Origin of the sequence: Kamptonema formosum PCC 10802, assembly GCF_000332335.1 — a bacterium.
Lineage (GTDB): Bacteria > Cyanobacteriota > Cyanobacteriia > Cyanobacteriales > Oscillatoriaceae > Oscillatoria.
In genome coordinates this window covers 6,472,136-6,496,139 of record NZ_KB235948.1, presented here as the reverse complement: position 1 = coordinate 6,496,139, position 24,004 = coordinate 6,472,136, and the positions used below count along the sequence as shown (strand labels likewise).

Sequence of the window (24,004 nt, the reverse complement as noted above, 5' to 3'; positions counted from 1 at the left end):
GAAAAATGGTGGGAAATAGTAGAGAGCGCCTATTTAATGGTCAGTCTTTATGCTGCCTCTAGTCAAAAAGGGTCGAAGTTTTGCCTGAATCCCCCAAGTCCTGTTCACTAAAGATTTCCTCAACATCAGCAATGGGACGAAAAAGAAAGCTGGAAAAATCTTTTGAACAATCTGCGCTTAATTCTTATCCCTCGGGAGCATCCCCTTTTTACAAAGATTTTTACCCTCACCCCCCTAACCCCCCTCTCCCAGGGCGAGAGAGGGGGAAAAAATAAAGATTTCTCCCCTCTCTCCTTGTGGGAGAGGGGTTGGGGGTGAGGGGGATTACAAAAATGGGATGCTCCCTTCTCTCTCTAGTCTGTTTTAATCTTATCAAGCCTTGGTTAAAGGTTTTCCCTATCCCTCAGTTAACTTTAGGCTTGACTCGCTTAATTTCTCTAATGAATTTCTTTCCCCCGGCTATTTCCGTAAACGGCCAGCAGTTGCAATATTACTTTTCTTCTGCCTAGAGTGACAAAAGAGGGATAGTCTCGTTCCCCGCCTCCTTATGGCAGACGAGAACTCGGAGGCGGAGCCTCCCCCCACTCGCCCCTCACAGGTGTAAGTATTTTACACCCCTTGGCTGAAATGGCGGTTTTCCGGGGGCAACTCCCTCTTCTTTCTTGGCGCTCTCTGCGTCTTGGCCGTTCCTTATTAACGCTATACCAGCAGTCATATTGGTTAGAACAATAGAAGCTTCGGGAGCCGGGGAGCAAGGGAGGCCGAAATGTAGGTTTCCTAAATGCTTACTGCTCTATAGACGTATGTACGGCGTCCGCCGAGCCTGAAGGTCTAATGTTCTAACCTAAGTGCATACTGCTATAACTTCACACCCCAAACATCTATTTCCTAATATCCGGAAGAAAGCATATATACAAAACCCGTCTAGATCCGGGTATTTGTGAAAATCATTTAATCGGAAATTATAGAATTTCCAGTTAGGGCGCACAAAAAATGGCCGTGTTGCCCGGTCGGGGAGTGGAGTGCCGGTTCCGGAGGCCACGATCGGGGGTCAGGTGGGCCACGAAAAGCCGATTGGCCCCAGCAGTCAGCGCCCCATCAGGCAATATTTCCTAATATCCGGAAGAAAGCATATATACAAAACCGGTCTTGACTCGGTATTTTGTGAAAATCATTTAATCGTAAACTATCTCAGCACCAGCTGCCGGTCCCTTTGCCCCGCAACCCCAGAGCCTGTTCAAAAACGTTTATTCTCATTCCCAGGCTCCTTGGGGGACAGAGAAACCAGGCAACTTCGGCGAAACCTGGTTTCTAAGCGTTTCTCACGGAGATGGCGCTCTCCTCATTTCTTGTTGCTTTTTTCTTCTCCCTTCAAAGGACTAACCCTAGCGCGGAAAAGAAGTTTGTCCCCTTGGCGGTAGCCGGTGTAGCGCACCAGCACCGGCTCTCCTGGCTGGGCAGTTCCCTCCATCAGCTGGTGCCACTGGGGATCGTAAGGCACTTTTTCTCCCACCGGCACGAGCGCCTCCACCCCCCACTGCTGCAGCAGCTGCTCCACCGGGCGCACCAGGGGCAGCAATCTCGCCGCCGGCAAGTCTGATTTTTGCTGCGCCGCCCGAGCTGCTGTTGGCCATTGCAGCATCCAGGATTCCAGCACTTGCACGCTAGAGAGCACGAACTCCTGCAGCAAAGACTCTCGCTGCAGCTCCAGTTGAGCTTGCAAACGCCGGCACTCCTGCAGCAGCGCCGCATCCTCTGACGGTGCCGGTGCCACATCCGAAAACGCCGCCAGCAACTCCGTCAGGGAAATCCCCAGCGCCGAACTAATTTTCAGCAGGATATCGACTCGCGTCTGCACCGCCAGCCCCCGCCGCAGCCGAATCAGCTGCAGCTGCGACACTCCAGCTTTTTCACTGAGCGCCTTCAAACTGGAAAACCCCGCCTGCTGCATCAGGCGCTGCAACTGAGCGGTGTGATCCGGACTCGCAGATTGGGCCATTTTACTTATACCAACTTGAGATAGACAGTATTTTTTCCGCCCGCCGAAAACCCCTCGATGTCCGGGGTTTAAATCCGGGCATCCAAAATTTTAAATCCAAAGTTTCTATTATAGCGGTTCGCTCAGAAACCCGGTTTCTTTAAGAAACCGGGTTTCTCAGTATCGTTTGTAGCGCTCCCCAGGAACGCTACTTCTGGATCGGGAAGCGCCAGCCGCATTGCTAAACTGGTGCTGCGATCTAAAGAGAGAGAGTTACAGCACTTCTTGGATATCGATGCCAAGCCCCTCAGCGACACGGGTGCCGCAGTCAGGATCGGCTTTGTAGAAGTGCGAGATTTGCCGCAGCTGGATTTCCCGCAACGCCGGCTTCATCGCACCGACAATATTCTCCACAAGCCGAGCTTTTTCATCTTCTTTCAGCACGCGATAGAGCGCACCGGCTTGTGCGAAATCACTATCGTCGCGGTGAAATGGAATGCGGTCCGCCACACCGGCAACCGCCACTGCCGGCTCTTTATATGCCGGCACTTCCGTAGGGCCGGCAAAACTGTTAGGCTCGTAGTTGGCGCTGCTGCCCCCATTGTCATCAAACCGCATAGCGCCATCTCGCTGGTAGTTTATCGCCTTGCGGGCGTGCGGGCAGTTGACCGGCAGGGAGGCAAAGTTCGCCCCCAAGCGATAGCGGTGGGCGTCTGGATAGGCAAACAGGCGTCCTTGCAGCATTTTATCTGGCGAGAATCCGATTCCGGGAACTATATTAGATGGCGAAAAAGCCACCCGCTCCACTTCCGCAAAGTAATTCTCTGGATTGCGGTTCAGCACCAGCCGGCCTATGGGAATCAGCGGATAATCTTTATAATACCACACCTTTGTGAGGTCGAAGGGATTGAAGCGGTAGGTCGCGGCGTCTTCTTCCGGCATAATCTGCACGCAGACCTTCCAGGCGGGGGATTCGCCGGCGGCGATGGCATTGAACAAGTCTCGCGTTGCGGAATCCGGGTCCTCTCCCGACACCCGAGTTGCCTCTTCGCCCGTTAAATTCTCAACTCCCTGTTCAGTTTTGAAGTGATATTTCACCCACACCCCTTTTCCTTCAGCATTAATCCACTTGAAGGTGTGGCTGCTGAATCCGGTGCCGGTAAGACTTGGGCGTGCCGCGATCTGAATAGAGAATCGTTACCTGGTGAGTGGATTCTGGAGTCAGAGAGAAAAAGTCCCAGATGGCGTTTGGATCTTTGCAATTGGTTTGGGGATTCCGCTTCTGGCTGTGGACTAAATCCGGAAACTTCATCGGGTCGCGGATGAAAAACACCGGCGTGTTATTGCCCACGATGTCGTAGTTCCCTTCTTCGGTGTAAAATTTCACCGCAAACCCTCGCGGGTCCCGCGCTGTGTCGGAGGAGCCCTTTTCACCGCCCACCGTGGAAAACCGCACGAATACCGGCGTCTGCTTGCCAACTGTTTCTAGGAATTTGGCTTTTGTCCACTGGCTGACGTCTGCTGTTACCTCGAAGTATCCGCCCGCTCCCGCACCTTTGGCGTGAACAACTCGTTCTGGAATCCGCTCGCGGTTAAAGTGCGCCAGTTTTTCTAGCAAGTAGAAGTCCTAGAGCAAAATCGGGCCAGGATTTCCCGCCGTCAGGGAGTTCTGGTTGTCGCTGACCGGGATTCCCCCACTTGTTGTCAGTTCTTTCTTTTCTTCTGTCATGTCTGCTTGCGCTATAGGTGTTTTTACTTCCGACTGCTTGAGCCGGTGAGCCGCACAGGTTAGGCCGGCTTAAGAAATAATTTACCACTTTAAATCCCGTTTTACTATGAGACAGTCTTTACATTATAAAGGGTAAAATGTCAATAAAAGTTTGGAAAAAATCGGAACTTCCGGACTTGTGCCCATGAGTAAAACTTCTCAGCAGCCAAGGCTTCTAAGGGTATGGTAAGCTGTTACGCTTTTAATATGCTTATTGAAAAAAGGAGGCAGAGCCTTCAGAGGCGCGTTCCCAGGCACGGCCTGGGAACGAGGGATAAGGCTTCTAAGGGTAAGGGCTTTTGAAACCCGGTTTCTTTAAAACCGGGTTTCTGGATACCACGCGACACCTGACACCTGAAACTTAAGCTGGCTGGTTTTTACTCTTGTAGCAAGCTTCTGAGCATCCAGGCGGTTTTTTCGTGCACTTGCATCCGCTGGGTCAGCAAGTCTGCGGTGGGCTCGTCATTGGCCTCATCCACTTTGGGGAAAATTGACCGCGCAGTCCGCACTACGGCTTCTTGCCCTTCCACAAGCAGCCGGATCATCTCCTCTGCTTTGGGCACACCGGCAGTCTCTTGAATCGAGCTTAACCGGGTGAAGTCGCTGTAAGTGCCGGGCGCGGGAAAGCCCAAAGCCCTGATCCGCTCGGCAATCACGTCCACTGCTGCGCTCAGTTCGGTGTACTGCGTCTCAAACATCAGGTGCAGGGTTTGGAACATTGGGCCGGTGACGTTCCAGTGAAAGTTATGTGTTTTGAGGTATAGCGTGTAGGTGTCAGCCAGGAGCCTCGACAGCCCCTCGGCAATTTCATATCTCGTCTTTTCGTCAATTCCGATGTCTATTTTCATGGATTTGTTTTGAAGCTGAATAAGGTTGTCTCTTTTCACTATAAAGTTCACCGGCTTGTGTGGCTGGCGGCGCTGAAATAGTCTGCTTCTAATTTGCATGACCGGCCCGCCAGCCGCATCGCGGGATCTCAGGCCAGGTGGCTGGCGAGCACGGAACGGGTGGCGCGGCGGACTTTGCAGCGAATCGTCTCGTAACCCAGGCGCTGCACTGCCTCGAACCGGTGGCAGCCAGAAAAGCCGTAGAACTGTCCATCGACTTCCAGGACATCAATCGGTTCGAGCAGTCCGATTTCTTTAATGGACTGCATCAAGGCGGCTACCTTGGCTTGGTCATTCTCTCTCGGCAGGGGGCGGCGAATCTCTTTTAGGGGAATTTCCTCAATCCTCATGGCCCATCTCCATCTCCTCATCTCTCTTAATCATACTCGTAATGACTTCAACTTGCCCAGCGGCAGTCAAGAAATCCTGACCGGAGAAAGCCGGGCCTGTTATCCGTTTAATGAATTTAGGGAAAATTTAAGTGCTGGTGGCGTATAATGCCTGTAACGCGCCACCGGCAGCCGGTGGCCGAGCATTGGGGTGGGCTGATTTTTCAGCAGAACTTGGGAGGGGAGTGTTACAGGAGACACAGCGCATGCATCTTGCCGCAAGCGTTTAATTTATATTAAGGTGGTGTGAGAGCGCCCCAGGAATCCCCCTTCTATCCAAAGAAGGGTTTTTGTGAGACAGTCCATGCAGCAAACAGGTGACGCCTTGACGCAGATTGTTGTGCCAATCCAACCCAAGCGCCGCGCCAGCACCGGCAAGTGGTTAACCTATCTGTCAGGAACCGCGATTTCGTCATTGTGGCTGCTGGGACTGACCGGCAGCCTCGCGCCGGCGCAGACGCCCAGAGATATAGAGCTGCAAGTGGGGGTGGTGCAGCGTTTCGGGGCGAAACCAAACGACGAGCTGACGCTGAAAGCGCGGTGGGGAGACCGGCTGACGCTGAACTTCAACAGCAACGGTGAGCCGGTGTCTGTAAAAGCCAGCGAAGTCAAGCTGGAAATCCAGATGGAGCCGCTGCCCTCAAAGGGGGTGGACGAGCGCCTGGTGCTGGGCACCTACCGCAGCTTTGAGAGTGCGGAAGAAACAGCAACCCAGTGGCGGGCCAAAGGGATTGAGGTAGAAATTGCCCAACCGCGCCGGTGGCAGGTGTGGGCCAAGCGCGACGCATACAGCAGCCCCTTGGTGCGGCGGTTGCTGCTGCAGAGCCTGCAAGCGCAGGGGGATAAAAAGGCATACCTGGAGACGAACATCGTTGAGCAGGCACCGGCACCGACTTGGACTGTGAGCGGCAAGCGCTACAGCGCACCGCAGTTGGAGATAACCGCCGGCACCGGCAGGATTCAGTTCAAGGAAGGCAAAGACAAAAAGTCGGAGCGCCTGTATCCAGGAATTCTGCGCCTGCAGCCAAACGCCTATGGCACCTACACCCTGGTGAACCAAGTGCCGCTAGAAACCTATCTGCGCGGCGTCGTCCCCCATGAGATAGGGGGCGAGGCCCCCTATGCGTCGGTAGAAGCGCAGGCCATTCTGGCTCGCACCTATGTGCTGCGGAACTTGCGCCGGTTTGCCACCGATGGCTACCAGATATGTGCTAATACGAACTGCCAGGTTTATAAAGGACTGACCGGCACTTGGGCGGATGCCGACCGAGCAGTCGCCGCCACCGCCGGCAAGGTGCTGACCTATAAAAACGAGCTGGTTGACGCCCTGTACTATTCAACTAGCGGCGGCGTCACCGCTCCCTTTAGCGACATCTGGCACGGTCCGGAGCGCCCTTACCTGCAAACCGTGATAGACGCCCCTACTAGCAATGTTTGGGACCTGTCGGGCCAGAGTTTAGAAAACGAAGAGAACTTCCGGCGGTTTATCAGCCTCAAGAAGGGATTTAATGAGGAAGGCAAGGAGCTATTCCGCTGGCGCGAGGAGAGCTCTCTGGAAAATATGAACAAAGACTTGAGGCGCTATCTGGAGGATAAAAAACATCCCCTGGCCAACTTTAAAACTATTCAGCAGATCCAGGTGGTGCAGCGCTCCAGAAGCGGTCGGGCTCTGAACATGACAGTGCAAACCGACGCAGGCACTGTTGAACTGGAAAAAGACGAGATTCTCAGGGCTTTTTATGCGCCTTTGAGCACTCTGTTCTATGTCGAGCCGGTGTACAAAAAGGACAGCAAGGACAGCAAGGACAGCAAAAGCCTGAAGGGCTACGCTTTTGTTGGCGGGGGATTCGGGCATGGCGTCGGCATGAGTCAAATCGGCTCTTACAAGCTCGCTAAAATGGGGTGGCCCAGCGAGCGCATTCTCAGCTTCTACTATCCGGGCACCCAAATCCTTCCGCTTAGCGATTCGATTACCTTTTGGCGCGACCCGCAGTTCTAGAGAGCGAGTCTTGTATTGCTCCTGTGCACTGCCAAACCGGGGGCCGTCGCCGGTGGCAGACCGCCGGCTAGAAGGCTAAATTTTCGCTGCTCCCTTGCAAAGAAACCCGGTTTCTGGTATGGCAAGATACGCTCGGGAGTTCCGGTGCGGTTTGGCTGCCCTTTCGGGAGCTAAGCTGGCATTTGACGGGGAAAACCGGCGTTCTATTCCAGCCCAAAGCAGCCCGGCCTCTCAGATTTACAACCCGGCCCTCAAGACTTGCAGATGAGCGATTCATCCGGATATTATTAAACGGCTCTGAAAGGAGGGCCAAAAGAATCGGGGACGCCACACGACGCCCCCGCTCCTGAAGCCAGAAAAAAATTCAATTCCCAGTGCCGGTCTAAGAAGACATCCGTTTAAAGACTCAAACGATTGCAGTGGGAGATCGTCCCTGTATGGTGCGGTCTAGAAGACAAGGGACGCGAGTTGAATTTCTTCCCTTGCGCGCTCGGTGGGGACAACTCTTTACGAGATTTCTTCCTCTTGGTGAGTGAGGATAGTGCAGTCAGAGGTGGGCTTAGCAACGCAGGTCAAGACAAACCCAGCTTCAATTTGGTCGTCATCCAAGAAAGACTGGTCGGACTGGTCCACTGTCCCCTCTTTGAGCTTGCCAGCACAAGTGGAGCAAGCACCGGCGCGACAGGAGTAGGGCAGATCGATGTCTTGTTCCTCAGCAGCATCCACAATGTACTGGTCGTCGGGCACTTCAATGGTCGTGTTCAGCCCTTCAGCTTCGTTGATTAACGTAACCTTGTAAGTTTTTGCCATGCACTGTTCCTCTCAAGTAATCGCGTAAAGTATAAATTTACCTAATGGCTGCTCCAAGGCCCGATTAAGCCGGCAGCATGCTTTTAGGTGCGCAACATTTCTGATATTACGGGAAAAGATCCACCTGGCAACACTCAGGGCGCAGATTTTCCCAACGGGAAAAGTTATAACTTTTTCTAATTTAATCTCAATTGCTTATACGTTCGGGGCTGTGTGGCCCTGGCCAGCCCGGACTGGGGCCGTGTCCTGGGGCATGTCCCGCGAACAGGCCGGCGTCAGTCCCACCGGCGCAAAGCGCGACCGGCATTTTTGGCTTCTGCTGTGCCGGCACGCAAGCGCGCCAGCGCTCTGGGTCAGGGAGCTGGCCACCGGCACCCGGCGCTGTTTCTTCCCTGACAGGCGCGCCAAGCCCCCAAGCAGGTCACTTGACATTAAGTTCGTTTAATTACTTTTAATTACTTTTATGCTATAATACAACCCTAGCTAGCGCTCAGTTCTGATATAGTGTAAGTATTTAACCGAATATTGCTTCGCTTTGTTCAGCCTGACGTTCAGCCTGACAATTTTACGACTTTCCCATTAGTCGGGCTCCCTGATGCAGGGCTGGGGTATCCCTTCGCCCTTGCTGTGGCGCGTCAGTCTAGAGGTGGCGCAGGCCATTAATTGATCTGAGCGCCAGGATTGCAGATAGACGATTCATCCGGAGATCCGCAAATTTACCTGACAGGACAGGAAAAAATCGGGGACGCCACAGGACGAACCGGCTCCGGAAGTCTCTGAAAAATTCAATTAAGAGCGCCGGTTAAAGAAGGCTTCCGTTTAAAGACTTAAAGTTTTGCCAGGTGAGATCATCCGGGCTGAATTTCTTGGGCGCGCGGAGGGAGGGAATACGTTTAGTACAGTTCATCTTCTTGGTGAGTTTCAATGGTGCAGTCAGAGGTGGGGTATGCAACGCAGGTCAAGACATACCCCGCTTCAATTTGCTCGTCATCCAAGAAAGACTGGTCCGTCTGATCGACTGTCCCTGAAACGAGCTTCCCCGCACAGGTGGAGCAAGCACCGGCGCGACAGGTGTAGGGCAGCTTCAGTCCAGCTTTCTCAGCACTATCCAGAATGTACTCGTCCTCGGGCACATCAATCGTCTCGTTCAGCCTTTCTTTTTCGTTGATTAACGTAACCTTGTAAGTTTTTGCCATGCAGTGTTCCTCTCAAGTCATTGGGTAAAGTATAAATTTCCCTAATGGCTGCTCCAAGGCCCGATTAAGCCGGCGGCACGCTCTCAGGTACGCTTCATTTTTGATAGTACGGGAAAAAATCGGCACCGCAACACGAGCGCGGGCACTTGTCCCAATGGGATTTCTTATAAGTTTTTCTAATTTAATCTTGATTGCTTATCGTTCGTGTGGTGGCCCGGGCCCGCCCGCACTGGGGCCGTGTCGTGGGGTGCGCGCCGCTTCCAGGTGCCGGGCACCCGTCGAGCCGGCTGCGACAGCCCAGGCAAAATGGGTCGAGCGAGCCCGCTGTCTCTGAGCTTCTGCTGTGCCGGCACTCAGAGCGCAGATGCTATATTTTATCACCTTTTGGCGCACTCGGCAAGTTTTGGGTGCACCGACTGCGGGGCAGCAGTGGGTGAGGGAGCGAAAGCTGGCGCTAGTTTGTAAGCTGAGCGTGACATGGGCGCAGGAATCAAAAAGCCTTGTGCTCTATCTGAGCCCAGCCATAGCAGGTGGGCGACTCCTCTGGGCATTGCCAGTTGACTCGCCGTTAAAAGATACCAAAAGGAATCAGGGACGTCCCACGACGCCCCCGCTCCAGAAGTGTCTATACAGTTGAATTAAGAGCCGGCGTCAAAGAAGGCATCCGTTTAAAAACTCAAAGCGTTGCGGCGGGTGCTCATCCCTGTCGGCGTGGGGTGCCAAAGACAAGGGGCGGGAGTGGACTTTCTTCCTTTCGCGCCCGGTGTGGGGCACTCTTCAGTACAGTCCCTCTTCTTGGTGAGTTATGATGGTGCAGTCAGAGGTGGGGTATGCAATGCAGGTCAAGACATACCCAGCTTCAATTTGCTCGTCATCCAAGAAAGACTGATCAGACTGATCCACTGTCCCCTCTGCGATCTTACCAGCACAGCTGGAGCAAGCACCGGCGCGACAGGAGTAGGGCAGATCCAGCCCTTGCTCCTCAGCCGCATCCAGAATGAACTCATCCTCGGGTACTTCAATGGTCGTGTTCAGACCTTCTGCTTCGTTGATTAACGTAACCTTGTAAGTTGCCATGCAGTGCTCCTCTCAAGTCATCGTGTAAAGTATAAATTTCCCTAATGGCTGCTCCAAGGCCCGATTAAGCCGGCGGCATGCTTTTAGGTGCGCCACATTTCTTATAGTACGGGAAAAGCTCCACCTGGCAACACTCAGCACACAGATTTTCCCAATGGGAAAAGTTATAACTTTTTCTAATTTAATCTCAATTGCTTATACGTTCGGGGGCTGTATGGCCTGGGCCCGCCCGTACTGGGGCCTTGTCGTAGGCTGCGTAGCGCTTCCAGGTGCCTTCTAGGAGCCCGGCACCCGTCCACCTGGCTGTCACAGCCCAGGCAAAATGGATCGAGCGAGCCCCCCTGCTCTCAGCTTATGCTCTGCCGGCACTCAGAGCGCAGAACCTGCATTGTATCACCATTCGGCGCAGCTGGCAATTTTTGGGTGCACCGACTGCGGCGCAGCTGTGGGTGAGGGAGCGAACGCTGGCGCTAGTTTGTTCCTTCCCTTGCCAGAAAGGGAAGAATTTCTGATAAATTTACGCGACATTTGTCCGGGAATCTCCGGACAGTGCAACGATGGCACTATCACCGTTAAAAGTGATAGAGGCCATATCCCCCAGAACTTTCAGGAACATCCCACGCGATCGCCATTCCAGTCTCGCGAGAGGTATCAAAAGGAATCAGGGACGCCCCACGACGCCCCCGCTCCAGAAGTCTCTATACAGTAGGATTCCCTGCCGGGGTCAAAGATGGCATCCGTATAAAGACTCAAGGCTTTACGGCGGGTGCTCATCCCTGTCGGCGTGGGGGCTGAAAGACAAGGGGCGGGAGTGGACTTTCGTCCTTTCGCGCCCGGGAGGGAACACTTTTAGTACAGTTCTTCTTCTTGGTGAGTTGCGATGGTGCAGTCAGATGTGGGGTATGCAACGCAGGTCAAGACATAGCCAGCTTCAATTTGATCGTCATCCAAGAAAGACTGGTCAGTCTGGTTTACTGTGCCCTCTTTGATCTTGCCGGCACAGGTGGAGCAAGCCCCGGCGCGACAGGAGTAGGGCAGATCCAGTCCAGCAGCTTCTGCAGCATCCAGAATGTACTCGTCGTCGGGCACTTCAATCGTTTCGTTGAGCCCTTCTTTTTCGTTGATTAACGTCACCTTGTACGTTGCCATGCAGCGTTCCTCTCAAGTCATCGCGTAAATTATAAGTTTACCTAATGCTGGCTCGCGGGCGAGATTTAAGCCGGCGGCACGCTCTTAGGTGCGCTTCATTTTTGATAGTAGGGGAAAAAATCCCCACCGCAACACTGAGTGGCCACTTTTCCCAATGGGAAAAGTTATAACTTTTTCTAATTTAATCTGGATTGCTTATACTTGGTGGGGTGGCCCGGCCCACCCGGACTGGGGCCGTGTCGCCGGGTGCTGCCCGTGCCACTGGACGCCGGAGGCGCTGGTGCATGGGTGTGGCAATTTTCACCCCCGGTCGAATGCAAGCACAGTCGGGGAATGTGCTATGATGCAAACCCAGCTGTATGGGTTAGCACAAATCCCTGCCAGGAATTGAAAAAAAGAAAAAAGACGTCAAGACCCGTGAATCCCGGAAACGGGACTGAAGCTGGCACACAAACCCAAAAACTCGCACTCCAGGCCCAAAAATGCCTCAAAAACCCTTAATTGCCGCCTTAGGCTCGCCCATTCGGGTGGGGCTCGCCGGCACCGGCTACGCCGCCAAGCTGCGTGCCGAAGCTTTGCTTGCCGATCCGAGAGCCACTCTGGTGGCGGTTGCCGGTCACACGCCAGAAAAAACTGAGGCGTTCAGCCAAACCTTCGGGGCTGAAGCCGCCGTCTCCTGGCGCAAGCTGGTGGAGCGCGAGGATCTCGATCTGGCGATCGTTTCTACTGTCAGTCGGGATCACGGCGCGATAGCCCGGGCGGCGCTGGACGCAGGCAAGCATGTGGTGGTGGAATACCCCCTCTCCCTAGATCCCGCTGAGGCCTTTGCACTGATTGCTTTGGCCGAGAGCGCCGGCTTGCTGCTGCACGTCGAGCACATTGAACTTCTCGGCGGGGTGCACCAAGCTGCAGTAAAATCCTTGCCCGAACTTGGGGAAGTTTTTTACGCCCGCTACTGCACCCTCAGCCCCCAGCGACCTGCACCCCGCCGCTGGACTTACCAGCCCGACCTGTTTGGCTTTCCCCTCGCCGGTGCCCTTTCCCGAGTCCACCGGCTCACAGACCTGTTTGGCACTGTGGCCACAGTCAGCTGTCAGGCCCGGTTTTGGGACGCCCCCGGGCGCGCCGCAAACCCGCCCTATTTCACCGCCTGTCTGTGCGCTGCCCAGTTGCGCTTCACCAGCGGCGCTGTCGCGGACGTCGTTTACGGCAAAGGCGAAACCTTCTGGAAAGAAGAGCGCGTCTTTGAAGCCCACGGAGATCGCGGCACCCTGATCTTTGACGGCGACGTTGGGCGAATCGCGCGCGGCGATCAGAGCGTGCCGGTGGAAGTGGGCCCGAGGCGGGGCATGTTTGCCAAAGACACGAAAATGGTGCTCGACCATTTAATTGAGGGCGCGCCCCTGTATGTGACACCCAACGCTAGCTCCCACAGCCTGAAAGTTGCTGATGCCGCCCGCCGGTCAGCTGAAACGGGCCAAACTATCTCTGTGGGCGAATAGCTTTGGGTGAATTCCCCGCACTTGCCGGTGCTGTGTGCCAAGTGACGGAAATGCTTGCTGGAGGAGAACTGCGGGCGCTCACAGCCTGCTTTTTGGCAGCCTGTGGCTTGGGCGCAGGCCCAGCCGGCATCTGTCCGCACCGGGCTACAGCCAGGAAGGCGGGAAACAAGGGGGCAATTCCTGCGCCTTTCTCTGCCGCGCCCGATTCCGAAACGGCAGCAATCAGCTGACGGGAGCGGAGAGTATTTTGCTATGATTGTTTCCATCCCTGACCGGGATTCAAGGTGATTTTACCGGCCTGACTGCTTGCAGTGTAGAGTTGAAGTTGTCGCCTTTCCATTGTAGCATACCAGGCGACCGCATGGCAAATTGTATTCGCGTGTATTTTTGATCCAATAAAATTGGCCATCTAACCCAGAACAGCTGCAACCGGCATCTTGGCGTTATAAAAATTTGTTTCTTTACTCAGGAGGCTTTCATGGGGGCGACTTTGCAACAGATTGCCCGCTATCTGGACACAAAAGGTTGGCAATATGAGCTAGACGAAGAAAATAGTCGAATTATTACGGGAGTTTATGCAGAAAATGTAGAGGACTTCCTGATCGTGATCCAGCTGGATGAGGACGGGGAATTTTTTAAGCTCTTCGCCCCACAAGTGCTGTCAGGAGTCCACGAGCATCCTTATAAAGATGCTATCCTGCAGACAATGCTGTGCATCTCTTGGGAGACGAAAATGCTCCAGTGGGAGTACGACCCATCGGATGGAGAAATTCGGGCGATTATTGAATTTCCCTTGGAAGATTCTATTTTAACAGAAAGACAGTTCAACCGCTGCCTGAGTGGCTTGATTCAGATTGTGGATGATGTGGCGATGCCCCGCCTGCAACAGGTGATGGAAACCGGCGTAGATCCGGGGGATGAAGAAATCGGAGAGAGGCTGCTGCTCACCCTGCAAGAAGAAGCGCCCGGACTGCTAGAAATGCTGGAGAAAGCGATGGAAGCCCGCAAGAAGCGGGGCATTTTCCCGCCGGAGGAACATGACTCTTAAGTGGGGAGATCCTGTCACCACTGTCTGCGGGGAGCCTGCCACTTTTGCCAACAGGCTATTTGGGTGCGTTCAAGCGCGGAACTCACCCTAGAGCTACCGGCCCAGTTTGTTGGGAATGCCCTCGCAACCCCCCGGAATGGTGGCTCGGGTGTTAGAGCCGCCCCAAGCGCAGCAGTAGTAGCGCTGCTCGTCAGACAGCCGCAGCGCGGCGCTGAAGTCAGCGCTCTCAATGACAGCGCCGGTGTGCTCTCCCGTACTGTAGTTTGGCAATTCGGTGCGGCTGCGGGGGCTTGCCGTTTTAGCGTCGCCGTAAAACAGGCGCGCCCCCTTGAGATCGGCACCGGCAAGATTGGCTTCGTACAGGATCGTGCGGGCGAGGTTGGCTTTCACCAAGTCGCACCCCTTGAGCTTGGCTCTGATCAGATTGGCGTCGCTCAATTCTGTCCAGCGCAAGTCAGTGCCAGAAAGATCCGCCCCCGCCAGCATGACGCCGAGATCGATAACGCGGACGCCGCTGTCGCGGTCCTCCTCGTAACCCCCATTGCCGTTGAGGATCGGGCGTCCCAAATGCCGGTCGCGCTTCAGGGGGGTGAGCAATCTCGCCCCGGACAAAAATCGCAGGACTTTGGCTTTGCCGGCAGCGTCCACACTGCCGAGAATGGCGGCAGTGCGCCCTTCGGAAAAGGCTCGCTCCTGGGGCCAGTCTTCTAGCAGTCCCTCGTCATCGAGGGCGAGATCGGAGATCCCCTGGAAGTAGGCGTCAATTGTCTGCTGCTGGGTGAGCGTGTTTTGCTGGCTCGTCAGCCGGTTTTGCTCCAGAGTCAGGTCGCGGGAAATCACATACTGCTGCCAAGCGATGTAGACCGCTAAAATGGCGATGAAGATTTGCCCGAGGGCTCCAAACCACTCGGCGAGGCTTCCGAAGGCATCCCACTGAATCTGCCGGCTCCAACTGGCCAGGCGTTCGGAGATACCCAGGAACTTTAGGAAGCTCAAGGTTGCCACCGCTATCCCCACAGTGGCCACGACGAGGGAGAGCCGGTGCGGCAACAGCAAGTCCGCCAGCAGCGACAGCACCTTGGGCCATATCAGCGCCACGGAGACCAGCAGCGCTAAGAAGGCACCCGACAGTCCCAGCCAGGGACTGTTAATGGCCACCCCCAGAAGCGCCAGACCTGCTCCCGCCAGCACAGCCGCAATCGGGTTCGCCTTCCAAACGCCAGCCGGCACCTGTGCGGTGGGGGTTGAGGGCCCAGCCGGAGGCGGCCCGATGGCCACGGTGGGGGCGACAGCCGCTCCCGACTTGGTGGGGTCCCCGTCTTCATCTCCCCCACCGGCACCGCCCGGACTGGCAAGCGTTAGATTGGACTCAGGTGGGATGGACTTGGAAGAATCGCTTTTGGGTGTCATCTGGCTCTCGATATGGGCTTTCACAAGAGTGCGCGCTGTCGGACAGGCGAGGAGGCTTGCGCCATTCCATGCCCCCCCACAGCTGGTGCCGGGTGGCGGCACAGCCGGCAGAAACAGACGCGATTGCGCGATTAGAGGAAATTTTGCGCTGAGCTTTGCACTTAGAATATCTTAACTAACCCCGCCCGCCGGCTGGCGGGGGGAAAAATTATGCCGGATCGGACTGCTGAGATAAAACCACTCGACCATTGTGCCTGGGTGCGACAGAAAATAAGTGAAGATATGGAAATTGGAGCGAGTTGCGTATGTCAAACCCCGTCTTGCTGCCCCCTTTCTCTCCCTTAGAGTATCGGGCGATCGGTCTCGTGCGCGGGCGCTATCTGCCCAGCCAAAACAAAATCACCAGAGGCACCCTGCTAGGGCATGACGGCACTGTAATGTCCGCTAACCTCACAGAGAATGCCGGCTGGCTCACTAAGGTGCAGCCAGAACTGCTGCTCGAGCAAGAGCGCGTCTGGGTGGCTTGGCCACGAACTTTAGATAACCACCTGCACATGCAGCTGAAAACCTTGCGGCTGCCAATGGAAGGGCAAACCATCGACGATATCCAAGGCGTAGACTATTTCTCGGTTCGCGGCGAGATCGTCTCTCAAGACAGCCACACCGGCACTATCACAGTCCGCATCCACCGCAATATCATCCCGCCGGAAAAAGCCCTGAGAAAAAAATACCAGCCCTTCACTTTGGGTATTGAGGGGTTCTTGCCCGGAAATGTCAATGGCCAGTTCTGGGATCTGGACGTGTGCCGCGAGGGAAACAAGCTCGTCCTGGAGGACGCCACGTTTATCGCTCAAGTGGTGTTCGATCTCCCTCCTGTCGAAGAACCTAAAAAAGCCAAGAAGAAAAAGAGCGGCAAACCGCCGGAGAAAAAATCGACACCCCGCCAAATGCCGGCCCAACCCGGGACAATCCCCCCTTACGAACCCCCCCCCAACCTCTTCAAAAAGAAGAAAAAGTTCTGAGTCCCCGCCACCAGCCCCCACCCGCTCCCCTCCCCAAACGCCGGCGGCTCGCTCCCCTCACTCCCGTTCCGGCGGGTTGCTTTCTATCCCTTTTCCCGGCAACCGCTGCCGGCTTTTTCCAAATTCACCCCCCAGAATGTTTTCAAACAGCCGCTTGTCGTGTAAAATTATTGAGTGTTTGTCACAGGAGTGAGGTGCTGAAAGACCAGGTGCCTTAAACCAACCTGGTTTCTCGGGCGCACTTCACCCAGATGAAACCGGCTATAATACTCTCACTTCACAGCTGCTGGAAAGCAACCCGCAACATGAGCGAACTCGTAAATGTCCAAGTGCCAGAGATGGATTTGACCGCCTGCGACGAAGAACCCATTCACATTCCCGGTTGCGTCCAGCCTCACGGGGGACTTTTCGTATTAAAAGAACCGCAGCTAGAAATCTTGCAGGTCAGCAATAATACCTCTAGCTTTCTCGGAATTTCTCCGCAAGATTTGATCGGCAAGACCTTGGACGTTTTTCTGGATGGAGCCCAGGTAAATTGCCTGAAAGACTCCCTTTCGCCAGCCGGATTGCCATCTGTCAGTCCCATCAAATTGTCTGTAAGCTTGACAGACAGGCAGTTAAATTTTGACGGCGCTGTTCACCGCAATGATGATGGGACTGTAATTCTGGAAATAGAGCCTTCGCTATCCAAAGAAAATCTTTCTTTCGCTAATTTATATCACTCCATTAAATCCTCTATTTACACCCTAAAAGCAGCGGCAAACCTTGACAGTCTGTGTCAGGTTATAGTAAAAGAAGTGCGGAAGCTAACTGGGTTTGACAGGGTAATGCTCTATCGATTTGATCCCGGAGAGGGGCATGGAACTGTGATTGCGGAAGATAAGCTCGAAAGTCTCAACCCTTACTTGGGTTTGCGCTACCCAGCTTCCGATATCCCCAAACAAGCTCGAAGACTGTACTGCTTAAACTGGATTAGGCTAATCCCAGACATCGCCTATCAACCTGTAGAAATTGTTCCCGCCAATAATCCGATCTCCAATCTACCGATCGACCTCAGCTACTCCTTTTTGAGGAGTGTCTCTCCCATTCATATAGAGTACCTGCAAAACATGGGCGTTAGCGCCTCCATGTCTGTATCTTTAATTAAAGACAACAAACTCTGGGGGCTGATCGCTTGCCACCACCAGTCTCCCAAGTACGTTCCTTATGAAGTGCGGACAGCATGCGAATTTATCGGCCAGGTCATGTCATTAGAAATTGCCTCAAAAGAAGAAAGTGAGGATGCCGATTACAGGATTGAGGCGAAATCTATCCTGGCTAAATTCCTTGAGGTTATGTCGGCAGAAGAAAATTTTATTACCGGCGCAGTCAAGCACCAGCATATTTTGCTGAACTTGGTGAGCGCTGGAGGCGCAGCCGTTTATTTTGATGGCGAGTGCGCCCTGGCTGGCGTAACGCCTCAAGAGTCAGAGGTTAAGCACTTAATAGAATGGGTGAACCGCACCGATAGCCAGGACGTATTTTATACAGATTCTTTGCCCAGCCTTTATCCAGAAGCCGAGAAGTTTAAAGACGCCGCCTGCGGGTTGCTGGCACTTTCTATATCCAAAACTCAGAAGAATTATGTTTTGTGGTTCCGCCCTGAGGTCCTTCAAACTGTGGAGTGGGGGGGGAATCCTAACAAGCTGGTGGGAGTGGGGAGTGACGGGAGTGACGCTAGGGTGCGGCTGTCTCCGCGCAAATCTTTTGACCTCTGGCGAGAAACGGTTCGATTGAAGTCTTTCCCTTGGAAGCAGTCTGAAATTGACGCGGCAATCGAGATGAGAAATGCTATTATTAGTATTGTGCTGCGCAAAGCCGATGAACTCGCCAAGTTAAATGTAGAGCTGTCACGCAGCAACAGCGAGCTGGACTCTTTTGCTTACATCGCATCCCATGACTTGAAGGAACCTTTGCGCGGCATTCACAACTACTCTAGCTTCCTGATAGAAGATTATGCGGACAAGCTGGATGAGGAGGGAGTCTCTAAATTGAAAACCCTGGTTCGCCTCACTCAGCGTATGGAAAACCTGATAGACTCCCTGCTGTATTTTTCTCGGGTGGGGCGGGTGGACCTCTCGGTGGAAGAGACGGACTTGAATAAATTGGTGAGCCAGATTATAGAAATCTTGAAACCCCGAATAGAGCAGGCGAAAGTAGACATCCGCATTCCCATATCTCTCCCCGCTATTCGCTGCGATCGGGTTCGGGTGGGTGAGGTGTTCAATAACCTGATAACCAATGCTATTAAGTACAGCGACAAGCCGGAAAAATGGATTGAGATTGGCTTTCTGGAACCCCAGCAGGCAACGGACCGCGCCAACCCAGAGCAGGCGATTGTTTTCTATGTCAGCGACAACGGCATTGGCATTCGCCACAAACACCTCGACACCATTTTTCGCATCTTCAAGCGCCTTCACGCACCTGACAAATATGGCGGCGGAACCGGCGCAGGACTGACCATCGCGAAGAAAATTGTTGAGCGTCATGGCGGCGAAATTTGGGCGGAATCTACTTTCGGTCAGGGAAGCACCTTTTATTTCACTCTGCAAAGTGGTATAATTTCGCGCTCTCAGTAGTTCCCCGCAGGGGAACCCACCGCAACCGCTAATTCAAGAAATATAGCGCTTTTCATCCTTTGTGAGGTGCTGAGAAACCCGGTTTCTTTAAGAAACCGGGTTTCTGGCAAACCGCTCTATCACTGACCGCCGGCATGTTAGGCTTTGCTGTGGTATAATTTAAAGCCTACATTCTTCCCCTCGTTCCCGGGCTCCGCCTGGGAAGTGGCCTCGGGAGGCAGAGCCTGCTTTCCCCAGCAAGCAGCATTATTAATCTAACGGCTCAGTTCGGGTGCCTTCTTCCGGGGGGAACGCACCGGCACCAAAAACCCAGACTGAGCGATTTCCCCCTGTTGCCTTCTGGGCCACCACCGGCCTGACAAGTAGGGCCATCTGCCGGCTGCGCCCCTGCCTTTGAACGCTGATGTGACACTTTTTAAACCACACAGTGAAAACTTATCTAACTAAACCCCTACTTATGATTGAGGACAGCGATGAAGATTTTGCAGCAATTGTGCGGATAATGAGAAAATCCTCCATAGATATCCCGCTTTATCGCTGCACAGATGGAGATCAGGCGCTAGACTTCCTGTACCGCACCGGCGAATACGCCGATCCCACAATAGCGCCCCGCCCCTCACTCATCCTGCTCGACCTCAACTTGCCCGGTACGGATGGGCGAGAGGTGATCCAAGAAATCAAGCAAGATGAGATCCTCAAAATCATTCCCGTGGTGGTCTTCACCACATCCTCCAACCCCAAGGATATTCAAACCTGTTACAGGAATGGTGCCAACGCCTATATTGTCAAACCCATCGATTTAGATAAACTTAGAAAAACAGTCCGCCTTTTGATAGACTACTGGTTTGAGGCGGTTATTCTCCCCGACAAGGTAAAAAGATAATGGCTGACCGGCACCGGAAAATTCTCATCGTCGATGACAGCCCGGAAGACCGGGCGACCTACCGGCGATACCTGCTGCAAGATTCCAAATACACTTATACCTTTCTGGAGGAGGATTCTGGCGAAAGGGCGCTACAACTGTGCGACCAGCCGGATCTGGATGTCGTTTTGCTGGATTTCCGGCTCCCAGATTTAGATGGCCTGGAATTCCTGTCCGAGTTGAGAGCTCAGCCCGACAAAAATTCTCCGCCCGTAGTGATGCTGACAGGGCAGGGAAATGAGTCAGTGGCTGTGACGGCTATGAAAAGCGGAGCCACCGACTATCTAGTCAAGGGAAAGATTTCCCCTGAGAATTTCCGCGACGCCATCCACAGTGCCATAGAAAATAGTTACCTCCGCCGGCAGCTGCAACAAAGTGAGGAGCCGTTCCGCACTTCCGTCGAGAATATGCTGGACTGTTTTGCGATTTGGTCGGCAATTCGGGATGGCTCTGGGCGGATTATAGACTTCCTCATCGAGTATGTCAACGCGGCGGCTTGCCTGAACACCGGCATGACTCAGGAGGAACACATTGGCAAGCGCCTGCTGCAACTGCAGCCGGCTCTCTGGCAAATAGGACTTTTTGAGGAATGCTGCCAAGTGGTGGAAACCGGCTCCCCACTGGTCAGAGAATCGGTCATCTGCCCAGACGCAGGCAGCCCGCAGTCCCAGAGCCGATTTTACGACGTCTGCGCTAGCAAACTCGACGACGGTTTGGCGATCTGCTGGCGCGACATCAGCGAGCGCGTGCTCGCTCAGGCGCAGTTGCGGGAAACGACCGAATTGCTGCAAGCGCTGGTTGAAGCTTCGCCGATCGCCATCGTCGCCATGGATAGGGAGAGCCGCGTTCAGCTGTGGAACCCTGCAGCGGAGGGACTTTTCGGCTGGAGCGAAGCCGAAGTGCTCGGTCGCCCCTTTGCGGCGATTCCGCAACAGCGGCGGGCGGAGTTCCAAAAGCTGTTTGAGGAGGAGTTGCGGGGGGCGGTGCGCCACAATTTGCAGCTGCGCCGGCTCAGAAAAGACGGCTCTCTCGTGGACGTCAGCCTCTCGTCGGCGGCGCTGCGGGATGTGGCGGGCGAGGTGCGGGGCGCTGTCGGGTTTTTGACAGATATCACTGAGCGCCTGCGAATTGAGGAGCGCTTGCGGCTGCTGGAATCTGCCGTCACCGGCGCGAACGATGCGGTTCTGATTGCGGACACCGAGCTCGACGAGCCGGGCCCGCGCATTCTCTACGTCAACGAAGCTTTTACCCGGATGACCGGCTATGCGCCAGAGGAAGTGCTGGGGAAAACGCCCCGCATCCTGCAAGGGCCAGAAACTGACCGGGCGGCTCTCGACAGGATTCGGGCGGCGCTGAAAAATTGGCAGCCGGTGCGTGCCGAACTGGTCAACTACCGCAAGGACGGAACGCCGTTCTCGATTGAATTGAGCGTCGTGCCGGTGGCTGACGAAACAGGGTACTTCACACACTGGACGGCAATTCAGCGCGACATCTCCGATCGCGTGCGGGCGGAGAGAGAGCGGGCCCAGCTGCTAGGGCGGGAGCAGCAAGCGCGAGCTTCTGCGGAGGCGGCGAACCGCAGCAAGGACGAGTTTTTGGCAATGGTTTCCCACGAGTTGCGCTCCCCCCTGCAGGGCATACGCGGCTGGGCGCAGTTGCTGAGATCGGGCCTGCTCAATGAAGCAGCGGCTAAACGCGCCTTCGAGAGTATCGAGCGCAACGTGCAGCTGCAGGCGCAACTGATTGAAGACCTGCTCGACGCCTCCCGCACTGTGACCGGCAAGATCCGCCTCAACTTGCAGTCGGTGGATCTGGTGCCGGTGATTCACGCGGCTGTTGACACTGTACAGCCGGCGGCTGCGGCTAAGGCGATTCAGCTCAAGGTGGAGATCGGCACGAGCTCCTGTGTGGTTTTGGGCGATTCCAGCCGGTTGCAGCAAGTTGTCGGGAATCTGCTGTCTAACGCCATCAAGTTCACACCGCCAAAAGGACGGGTCGGGGTGCGGCTGTCAGTGCAAATGGGGGACAGCGCCTCGGACACTGGAGATCGGGCAAAACAGTCAATCCCCAATCCAAAATCCAACATCCAACATCCAACATCCCTAGCCCAAATCCAGGTCGCCGACACCGGCATCGGCATCAGCCCTGACTTCTTGCCCCACGCCTTCGACCGTTTCCGCCAAGCTGAAGGCATGGCCAAAGATGGCGGCTTGGGCCTGGGGCTAGCCATCGTCCGCCACCTCGTAGAGCTCCACGGCGGTACGGTCTCCGTGGAAAGCAGGGGCAGCGGGCAGGGGGCAACCTTTACCGCCCAACTGCCATTACATGAGTCTTCAACCGTATTATAAAAATCATCTTACGGCTAATATCTATTCTAACAGAACTTACAGACTTACAACTGTTCTAATATCCGCCTAAAAAGTTTGCCTTATTTTTTTGCGCTCTACCCTTCGGGAAGCCGAGAAAGCGCGTCTATGACATCTTGGCGCTTTGGGTTACAAACTGCATTTTACAAGCCGTTCCGCCAGAAAACTCCACAAACGGCCCCGGCGTCCCCACGTGGGCAAATGTCCTTCCTGCGCGGCAGCGCTGAAAGAGAGTTCAGAGTAAGGCAGCCAAATGCTGGCGCGACGCCACCCAACGAGATATCCAAACGCTTCGTAATTTTTTTCAACCTGTTTCCAGATGCGTTTTTGTACGCTAAAGCCGAAGCGCCCGCTGCTGTATTCTACCCAGAGAGAGTCAATCGTGCGCAGGTCGCGACAGGAGAATTTTTTTACATCTTCTATATCCAACCGGCCTTCTTTTTCGCGACCGGCAACCTGAAGCATCAGAGACGCAGTTTCCATATCGGCGTCTTCCCAGTTGCCGGTGGCGAGTAAATCGCGCAACTTGCTGTAATCCATTCCCACCGCCGAAATCCAGCGAGGGATTTCTGCTGGGGTTTGTGGGGGAGCCGATTCAGGTGCCGGTGGGGGCGAAACCGGGGAGGTAGCGGAGCTATCCGCCTCTAAAAGTTTTAACCATTCTACCACAGACTGGGGGCGATTTTCTGGCTCCAGAGCCAAACCCAGGAGCAGAGCCTCGTTCAGCCGGTCGCTGAGGCGGGGGTTGAGCTGTTTGGGCGGGATTAAAGAGTCAGTTTTGTGTTTGACCGTGCTGCGATCTCTAGCGGGGGCATATTCAGGAACCTTCGCAGTTACCATCGCGTAAAGCGTTGCAGCCAAGCCATAAACATCAGTATAAGCGCCGCGAATCGCTCGCCGGTCGTACTGCTCAATAGGCGCAAAGCCATCCGAGAAATACAGCGTGTGGACTTGAGTGAGATTGGGGGTAAACTCGCGAGCGATTCCAAAATCAATCAGTACAGCTTCAAGTTTATTTTTGCGCAACAGGATGTTGAGCGGTTTGATATCTCGGTGCAAAAAGCCCTGCTTGTGAACCGCCGTCAGGGCGTCACCAATTTGGCGGGTGTAGAGGAGCGCTTCAGACAGCGGCAAAGAGCCCCGAGTTTCAATGCGGGTTGCCAAATCCGTGCCGTCAATGTACTCCATCACTATGCACCAGAAAGACTCCTCGCAGATTAACTCATCGACGCGCACGATGTGAGGGTGGCTGCATTTTGCCAGACGCAGCGCCTCATTGAGGAAATCCTGCTGAAGTTTGGCGAAGTCGCGGCGCTGGCGCACTTCGTCATTTAGGGTTTTGATAACGGTTAAATTGCCGGCGGTTTCTCTGGCTATATAGGTGATGCCAAAGCTGCCTTCCCTTATCTTTTTTTCGATTATGTACTTGCCGTTTTGCAAGACGTGTCCCGCTGGCCAAACCATAGTTAAAATTGCTCACTATTGATTTTAGTTTATAGCAGTAGCCACTTAGGTTCGTACATTTCGGCCTCTTTTGCACCCCCGCACTCCAGCTCCTATTGTCCTAACCCATATTACTACTGGGATATAGACGTAGGCCAGCGTCTGGCTGCCCTGAAGGTCTAATGTTTTAACCTAAGTGCATACTGCTATAATATGGGGATGGGGGATATTTTAGAGAATATTAAACCGCCAAGACGCCTTAGACGCGCTAGCGGCTTCCCGAAGGGTAGGACGCCAAGGAAGAAGGAGAGAGAAAGAGAGAGGGGGAGAAGAATTCGTTAGGGGGAGTTCAGGGGAAGGGGGATTAAACGCCAGAGAAACGCAGATGGACGCTATATAGACGTAGGGGGGGCGTCCCGC

20 protein-coding genes and 3 pseudogenes are annotated in these 24,004 nt (G+C 54.4%); 10 read left to right on the top strand and 13 right to left on the bottom strand.

Annotated features, from left to right (window positions below; all coding sequences use genetic code 11):
- A pseudogene (locus OSC10802_RS54985) lies at positions 1-192 on the top strand (IS701 family transposase); the annotation flags it as partial.
- A 1,150-nt stretch (positions 193-1,342) separates the two neighbouring features.
- Here the strand turns inward: OSC10802_RS54985 and OSC10802_RS0128600 are convergent.
- From OSC10802_RS0128600 to OSC10802_RS0128585, 5 genes and pseudogenes are all read right to left on the bottom strand, one after another.
- The gene (locus tag OSC10802_RS0128600) at positions 1,343-1,999 is read right to left on the bottom strand and encodes a helix-turn-helix domain-containing protein (protein ID WP_017720205.1); all 657 of its coding nucleotides are present in this window, start codon (positions 1,997-1,999) and stop codon (positions 1,343-1,345) included.
- 252 nt (positions 2,000-2,251) lie between these two features.
- Complete coding sequence (locus OSC10802_RS56205) at positions 2,252-2,596, bottom strand: catalase-related domain-containing protein (protein ID WP_304412234.1); 345 nt, start codon at positions 2,594-2,596, stop codon at positions 2,252-2,254.
- A 3-nt stretch (positions 2,597-2,599) separates the two neighbouring features.
- Positions 2,600-3,596 (bottom strand): annotated as a pseudogene (locus tag OSC10802_RS42240) (catalase); the annotation flags it as partial.
- A 527-nt stretch (positions 3,597-4,123) separates the two neighbouring features.
- Positions 4,124-4,594, bottom strand: a complete 471-nt coding sequence (locus tag OSC10802_RS0128590; protein WP_044171751.1) for a Dps family protein — start codon at positions 4,592-4,594, stop codon at positions 4,124-4,126.
- Between the two features lie 128 nt (positions 4,595-4,722).
- Complete coding sequence (locus OSC10802_RS0128585; RefSeq protein WP_017720201.1) at positions 4,723-4,983, bottom strand: sulfiredoxin; 261 nt, start codon at positions 4,981-4,983, stop codon at positions 4,723-4,725.
- A gap of 343 nt (positions 4,984-5,326) precedes the next feature.
- On the opposite strand from OSC10802_RS0128585, the gene OSC10802_RS0128580 reads away from it, so the two are divergent.
- Positions 5,327-7,021 (top strand): SpoIID/LytB domain-containing protein, encoded by a 1,695-nt coding sequence (locus tag OSC10802_RS0128580; RefSeq protein ID WP_017720200.1) that lies wholly within the window; start codon positions 5,327-5,329, stop codon positions 7,019-7,021.
- A gap of 507 nt (positions 7,022-7,528) precedes the next feature.
- On the opposite strand, the gene OSC10802_RS0128570 is transcribed toward OSC10802_RS0128580, so the two are convergent.
- The gene (locus OSC10802_RS0128570) at positions 7,529-7,831 is read right to left on the bottom strand and encodes a ferredoxin (RefSeq protein WP_017720198.1); all 303 of its coding nucleotides are present in this window, start codon (positions 7,829-7,831) and stop codon (positions 7,529-7,531) included.
- Positions 7,832-8,044: 213 nt separating this feature from the next.
- Between OSC10802_RS0128570 and OSC10802_RS51405 the strand changes: the two genes are divergently transcribed.
- Positions 8,045-8,227: a hypothetical protein gene (locus tag OSC10802_RS51405; protein WP_155968524.1), complete on the top strand. Its 183-nt coding sequence runs from the start codon at positions 8,045-8,047 to the stop codon at positions 8,225-8,227.
- Positions 8,228-8,724: 497 nt separating this feature from the next.
- Here OSC10802_RS51405 and OSC10802_RS0128560 read toward each other — a convergent pair whose 3' ends face one another.
- Together OSC10802_RS0128560 and OSC10802_RS0128555 are read right to left on the bottom strand one after the other, a co-directional pair.
- The gene (locus tag OSC10802_RS0128560) at positions 8,725-9,027 is read right to left on the bottom strand and encodes a ferredoxin (RefSeq protein ID WP_017720196.1); all 303 of its coding nucleotides are present in this window, start codon (positions 9,025-9,027) and stop codon (positions 8,725-8,727) included.
- A 777-nt stretch (positions 9,028-9,804) separates the two neighbouring features.
- Positions 9,805-10,104, bottom strand: a complete 300-nt coding sequence (locus OSC10802_RS0128555; protein ID WP_017720194.1) for a ferredoxin — start codon at positions 10,102-10,104, stop codon at positions 9,805-9,807.
- A 269-nt stretch (positions 10,105-10,373) separates the two neighbouring features.
- On the opposite strand from OSC10802_RS0128555, the gene OSC10802_RS54980 reads away from it, so the two are divergent.
- Positions 10,374-10,616, top strand: a complete 243-nt coding sequence (locus tag OSC10802_RS54980) for a hypothetical protein (RefSeq protein ID WP_232731773.1) — start codon at positions 10,374-10,376, stop codon at positions 10,614-10,616.
- Positions 10,617-10,621: 5 nt separating this feature from the next.
- Here the strand turns inward: OSC10802_RS54980 and OSC10802_RS54975 are convergent.
- Positions 10,622-10,752 (bottom strand): annotated as a pseudogene (locus OSC10802_RS54975) (RNA-guided endonuclease TnpB family protein); the annotation flags it as partial.
- 201 nt (positions 10,753-10,953) lie between these two features.
- Positions 10,954-11,253 carry a ferredoxin gene (locus tag OSC10802_RS0128550; RefSeq protein ID WP_017720193.1) on the bottom strand — a complete coding sequence of 100 codons (300 nt, stop codon included), beginning with the start codon at positions 11,251-11,253 and terminating at the stop codon, positions 10,954-10,956.
- 482 nt (positions 11,254-11,735) lie between these two features.
- Here OSC10802_RS0128550 and OSC10802_RS0128545 point away from each other — a divergent pair, with 482 nt between their 5' ends.
- A complete protein-coding gene (locus OSC10802_RS0128545) occupies positions 11,736-12,755 on the top strand; it encodes a Gfo/Idh/MocA family protein (protein WP_017720192.1) in 1,020 nt (339 codons plus the stop codon).
- Positions 12,756-13,233: 478 nt separating this feature from the next.
- Positions 13,234-13,803, top strand: a complete 570-nt coding sequence (locus OSC10802_RS0128535; RefSeq protein WP_017720190.1) for a hypothetical protein — start codon at positions 13,234-13,236, stop codon at positions 13,801-13,803.
- 93 nt (positions 13,804-13,896) lie between these two features.
- Here the strand turns inward: OSC10802_RS0128535 and OSC10802_RS0128530 are convergent, their stop codons facing one another.
- A complete protein-coding gene (locus OSC10802_RS0128530; protein WP_017720189.1) occupies positions 13,897-15,213 on the bottom strand; it encodes a pentapeptide repeat-containing protein in 1,317 nt (438 codons plus the stop codon).
- Between the two features lie 305 nt (positions 15,214-15,518).
- Between OSC10802_RS0128530 and patR the strand changes: the two genes are divergently transcribed.
- Positions 15,519-16,235 (top strand): heterocyst master regulator PatR, encoded by a 717-nt coding sequence (patR, locus tag OSC10802_RS0128525; protein WP_017720188.1) that lies wholly within the window; start codon positions 15,519-15,521, stop codon positions 16,233-16,235.
- A 305-nt stretch (positions 16,236-16,540) separates the two neighbouring features.
- The gene (locus tag OSC10802_RS0128520) at positions 16,541-18,853 is read left to right on the top strand and encodes an ATP-binding protein (protein WP_017720187.1); all 2,313 of its coding nucleotides are present in this window, start codon (positions 16,541-16,543) and stop codon (positions 18,851-18,853) included.
- A 249-nt stretch (positions 18,854-19,102) separates the two neighbouring features.
- Here the strand turns inward: OSC10802_RS0128520 and OSC10802_RS51395 are convergent, their stop codons facing one another.
- Positions 19,103-19,279: a hypothetical protein gene (locus tag OSC10802_RS51395; protein WP_155968520.1), complete on the bottom strand. Its 177-nt coding sequence runs from the start codon at positions 19,277-19,279 to the stop codon at positions 19,103-19,105.
- Between the two features lie 31 nt (positions 19,280-19,310).
- On the opposite strand from OSC10802_RS51395, the gene OSC10802_RS0128515 reads away from it, so the two are divergent.
- Complete coding sequence (locus OSC10802_RS0128515; RefSeq protein WP_017720186.1) at positions 19,311-19,736, top strand: response regulator; 426 nt, start codon at positions 19,311-19,313, stop codon at positions 19,734-19,736.
- Entirely contained in the window at positions 19,736-22,123 is a 2,388-nt protein-coding gene (locus OSC10802_RS42230) for a PAS domain S-box protein (RefSeq protein WP_017720185.1), read from the top strand. The genes OSC10802_RS0128515 and OSC10802_RS42230 overlap by 1 nt, the downstream gene beginning before the upstream one ends.
- Before the next feature lie 147 nt (positions 22,124-22,270).
- Here OSC10802_RS42230 and OSC10802_RS0128505 read toward each other — a convergent pair whose 3' ends face one another.
- A complete protein-coding gene (locus OSC10802_RS0128505; protein WP_017720184.1) occupies positions 22,271-23,605 on the bottom strand; it encodes a serine/threonine-protein kinase in 1,335 nt (444 codons plus the stop codon).
- Between the last annotated feature and the right edge of the window lie 399 nt (positions 23,606-24,004).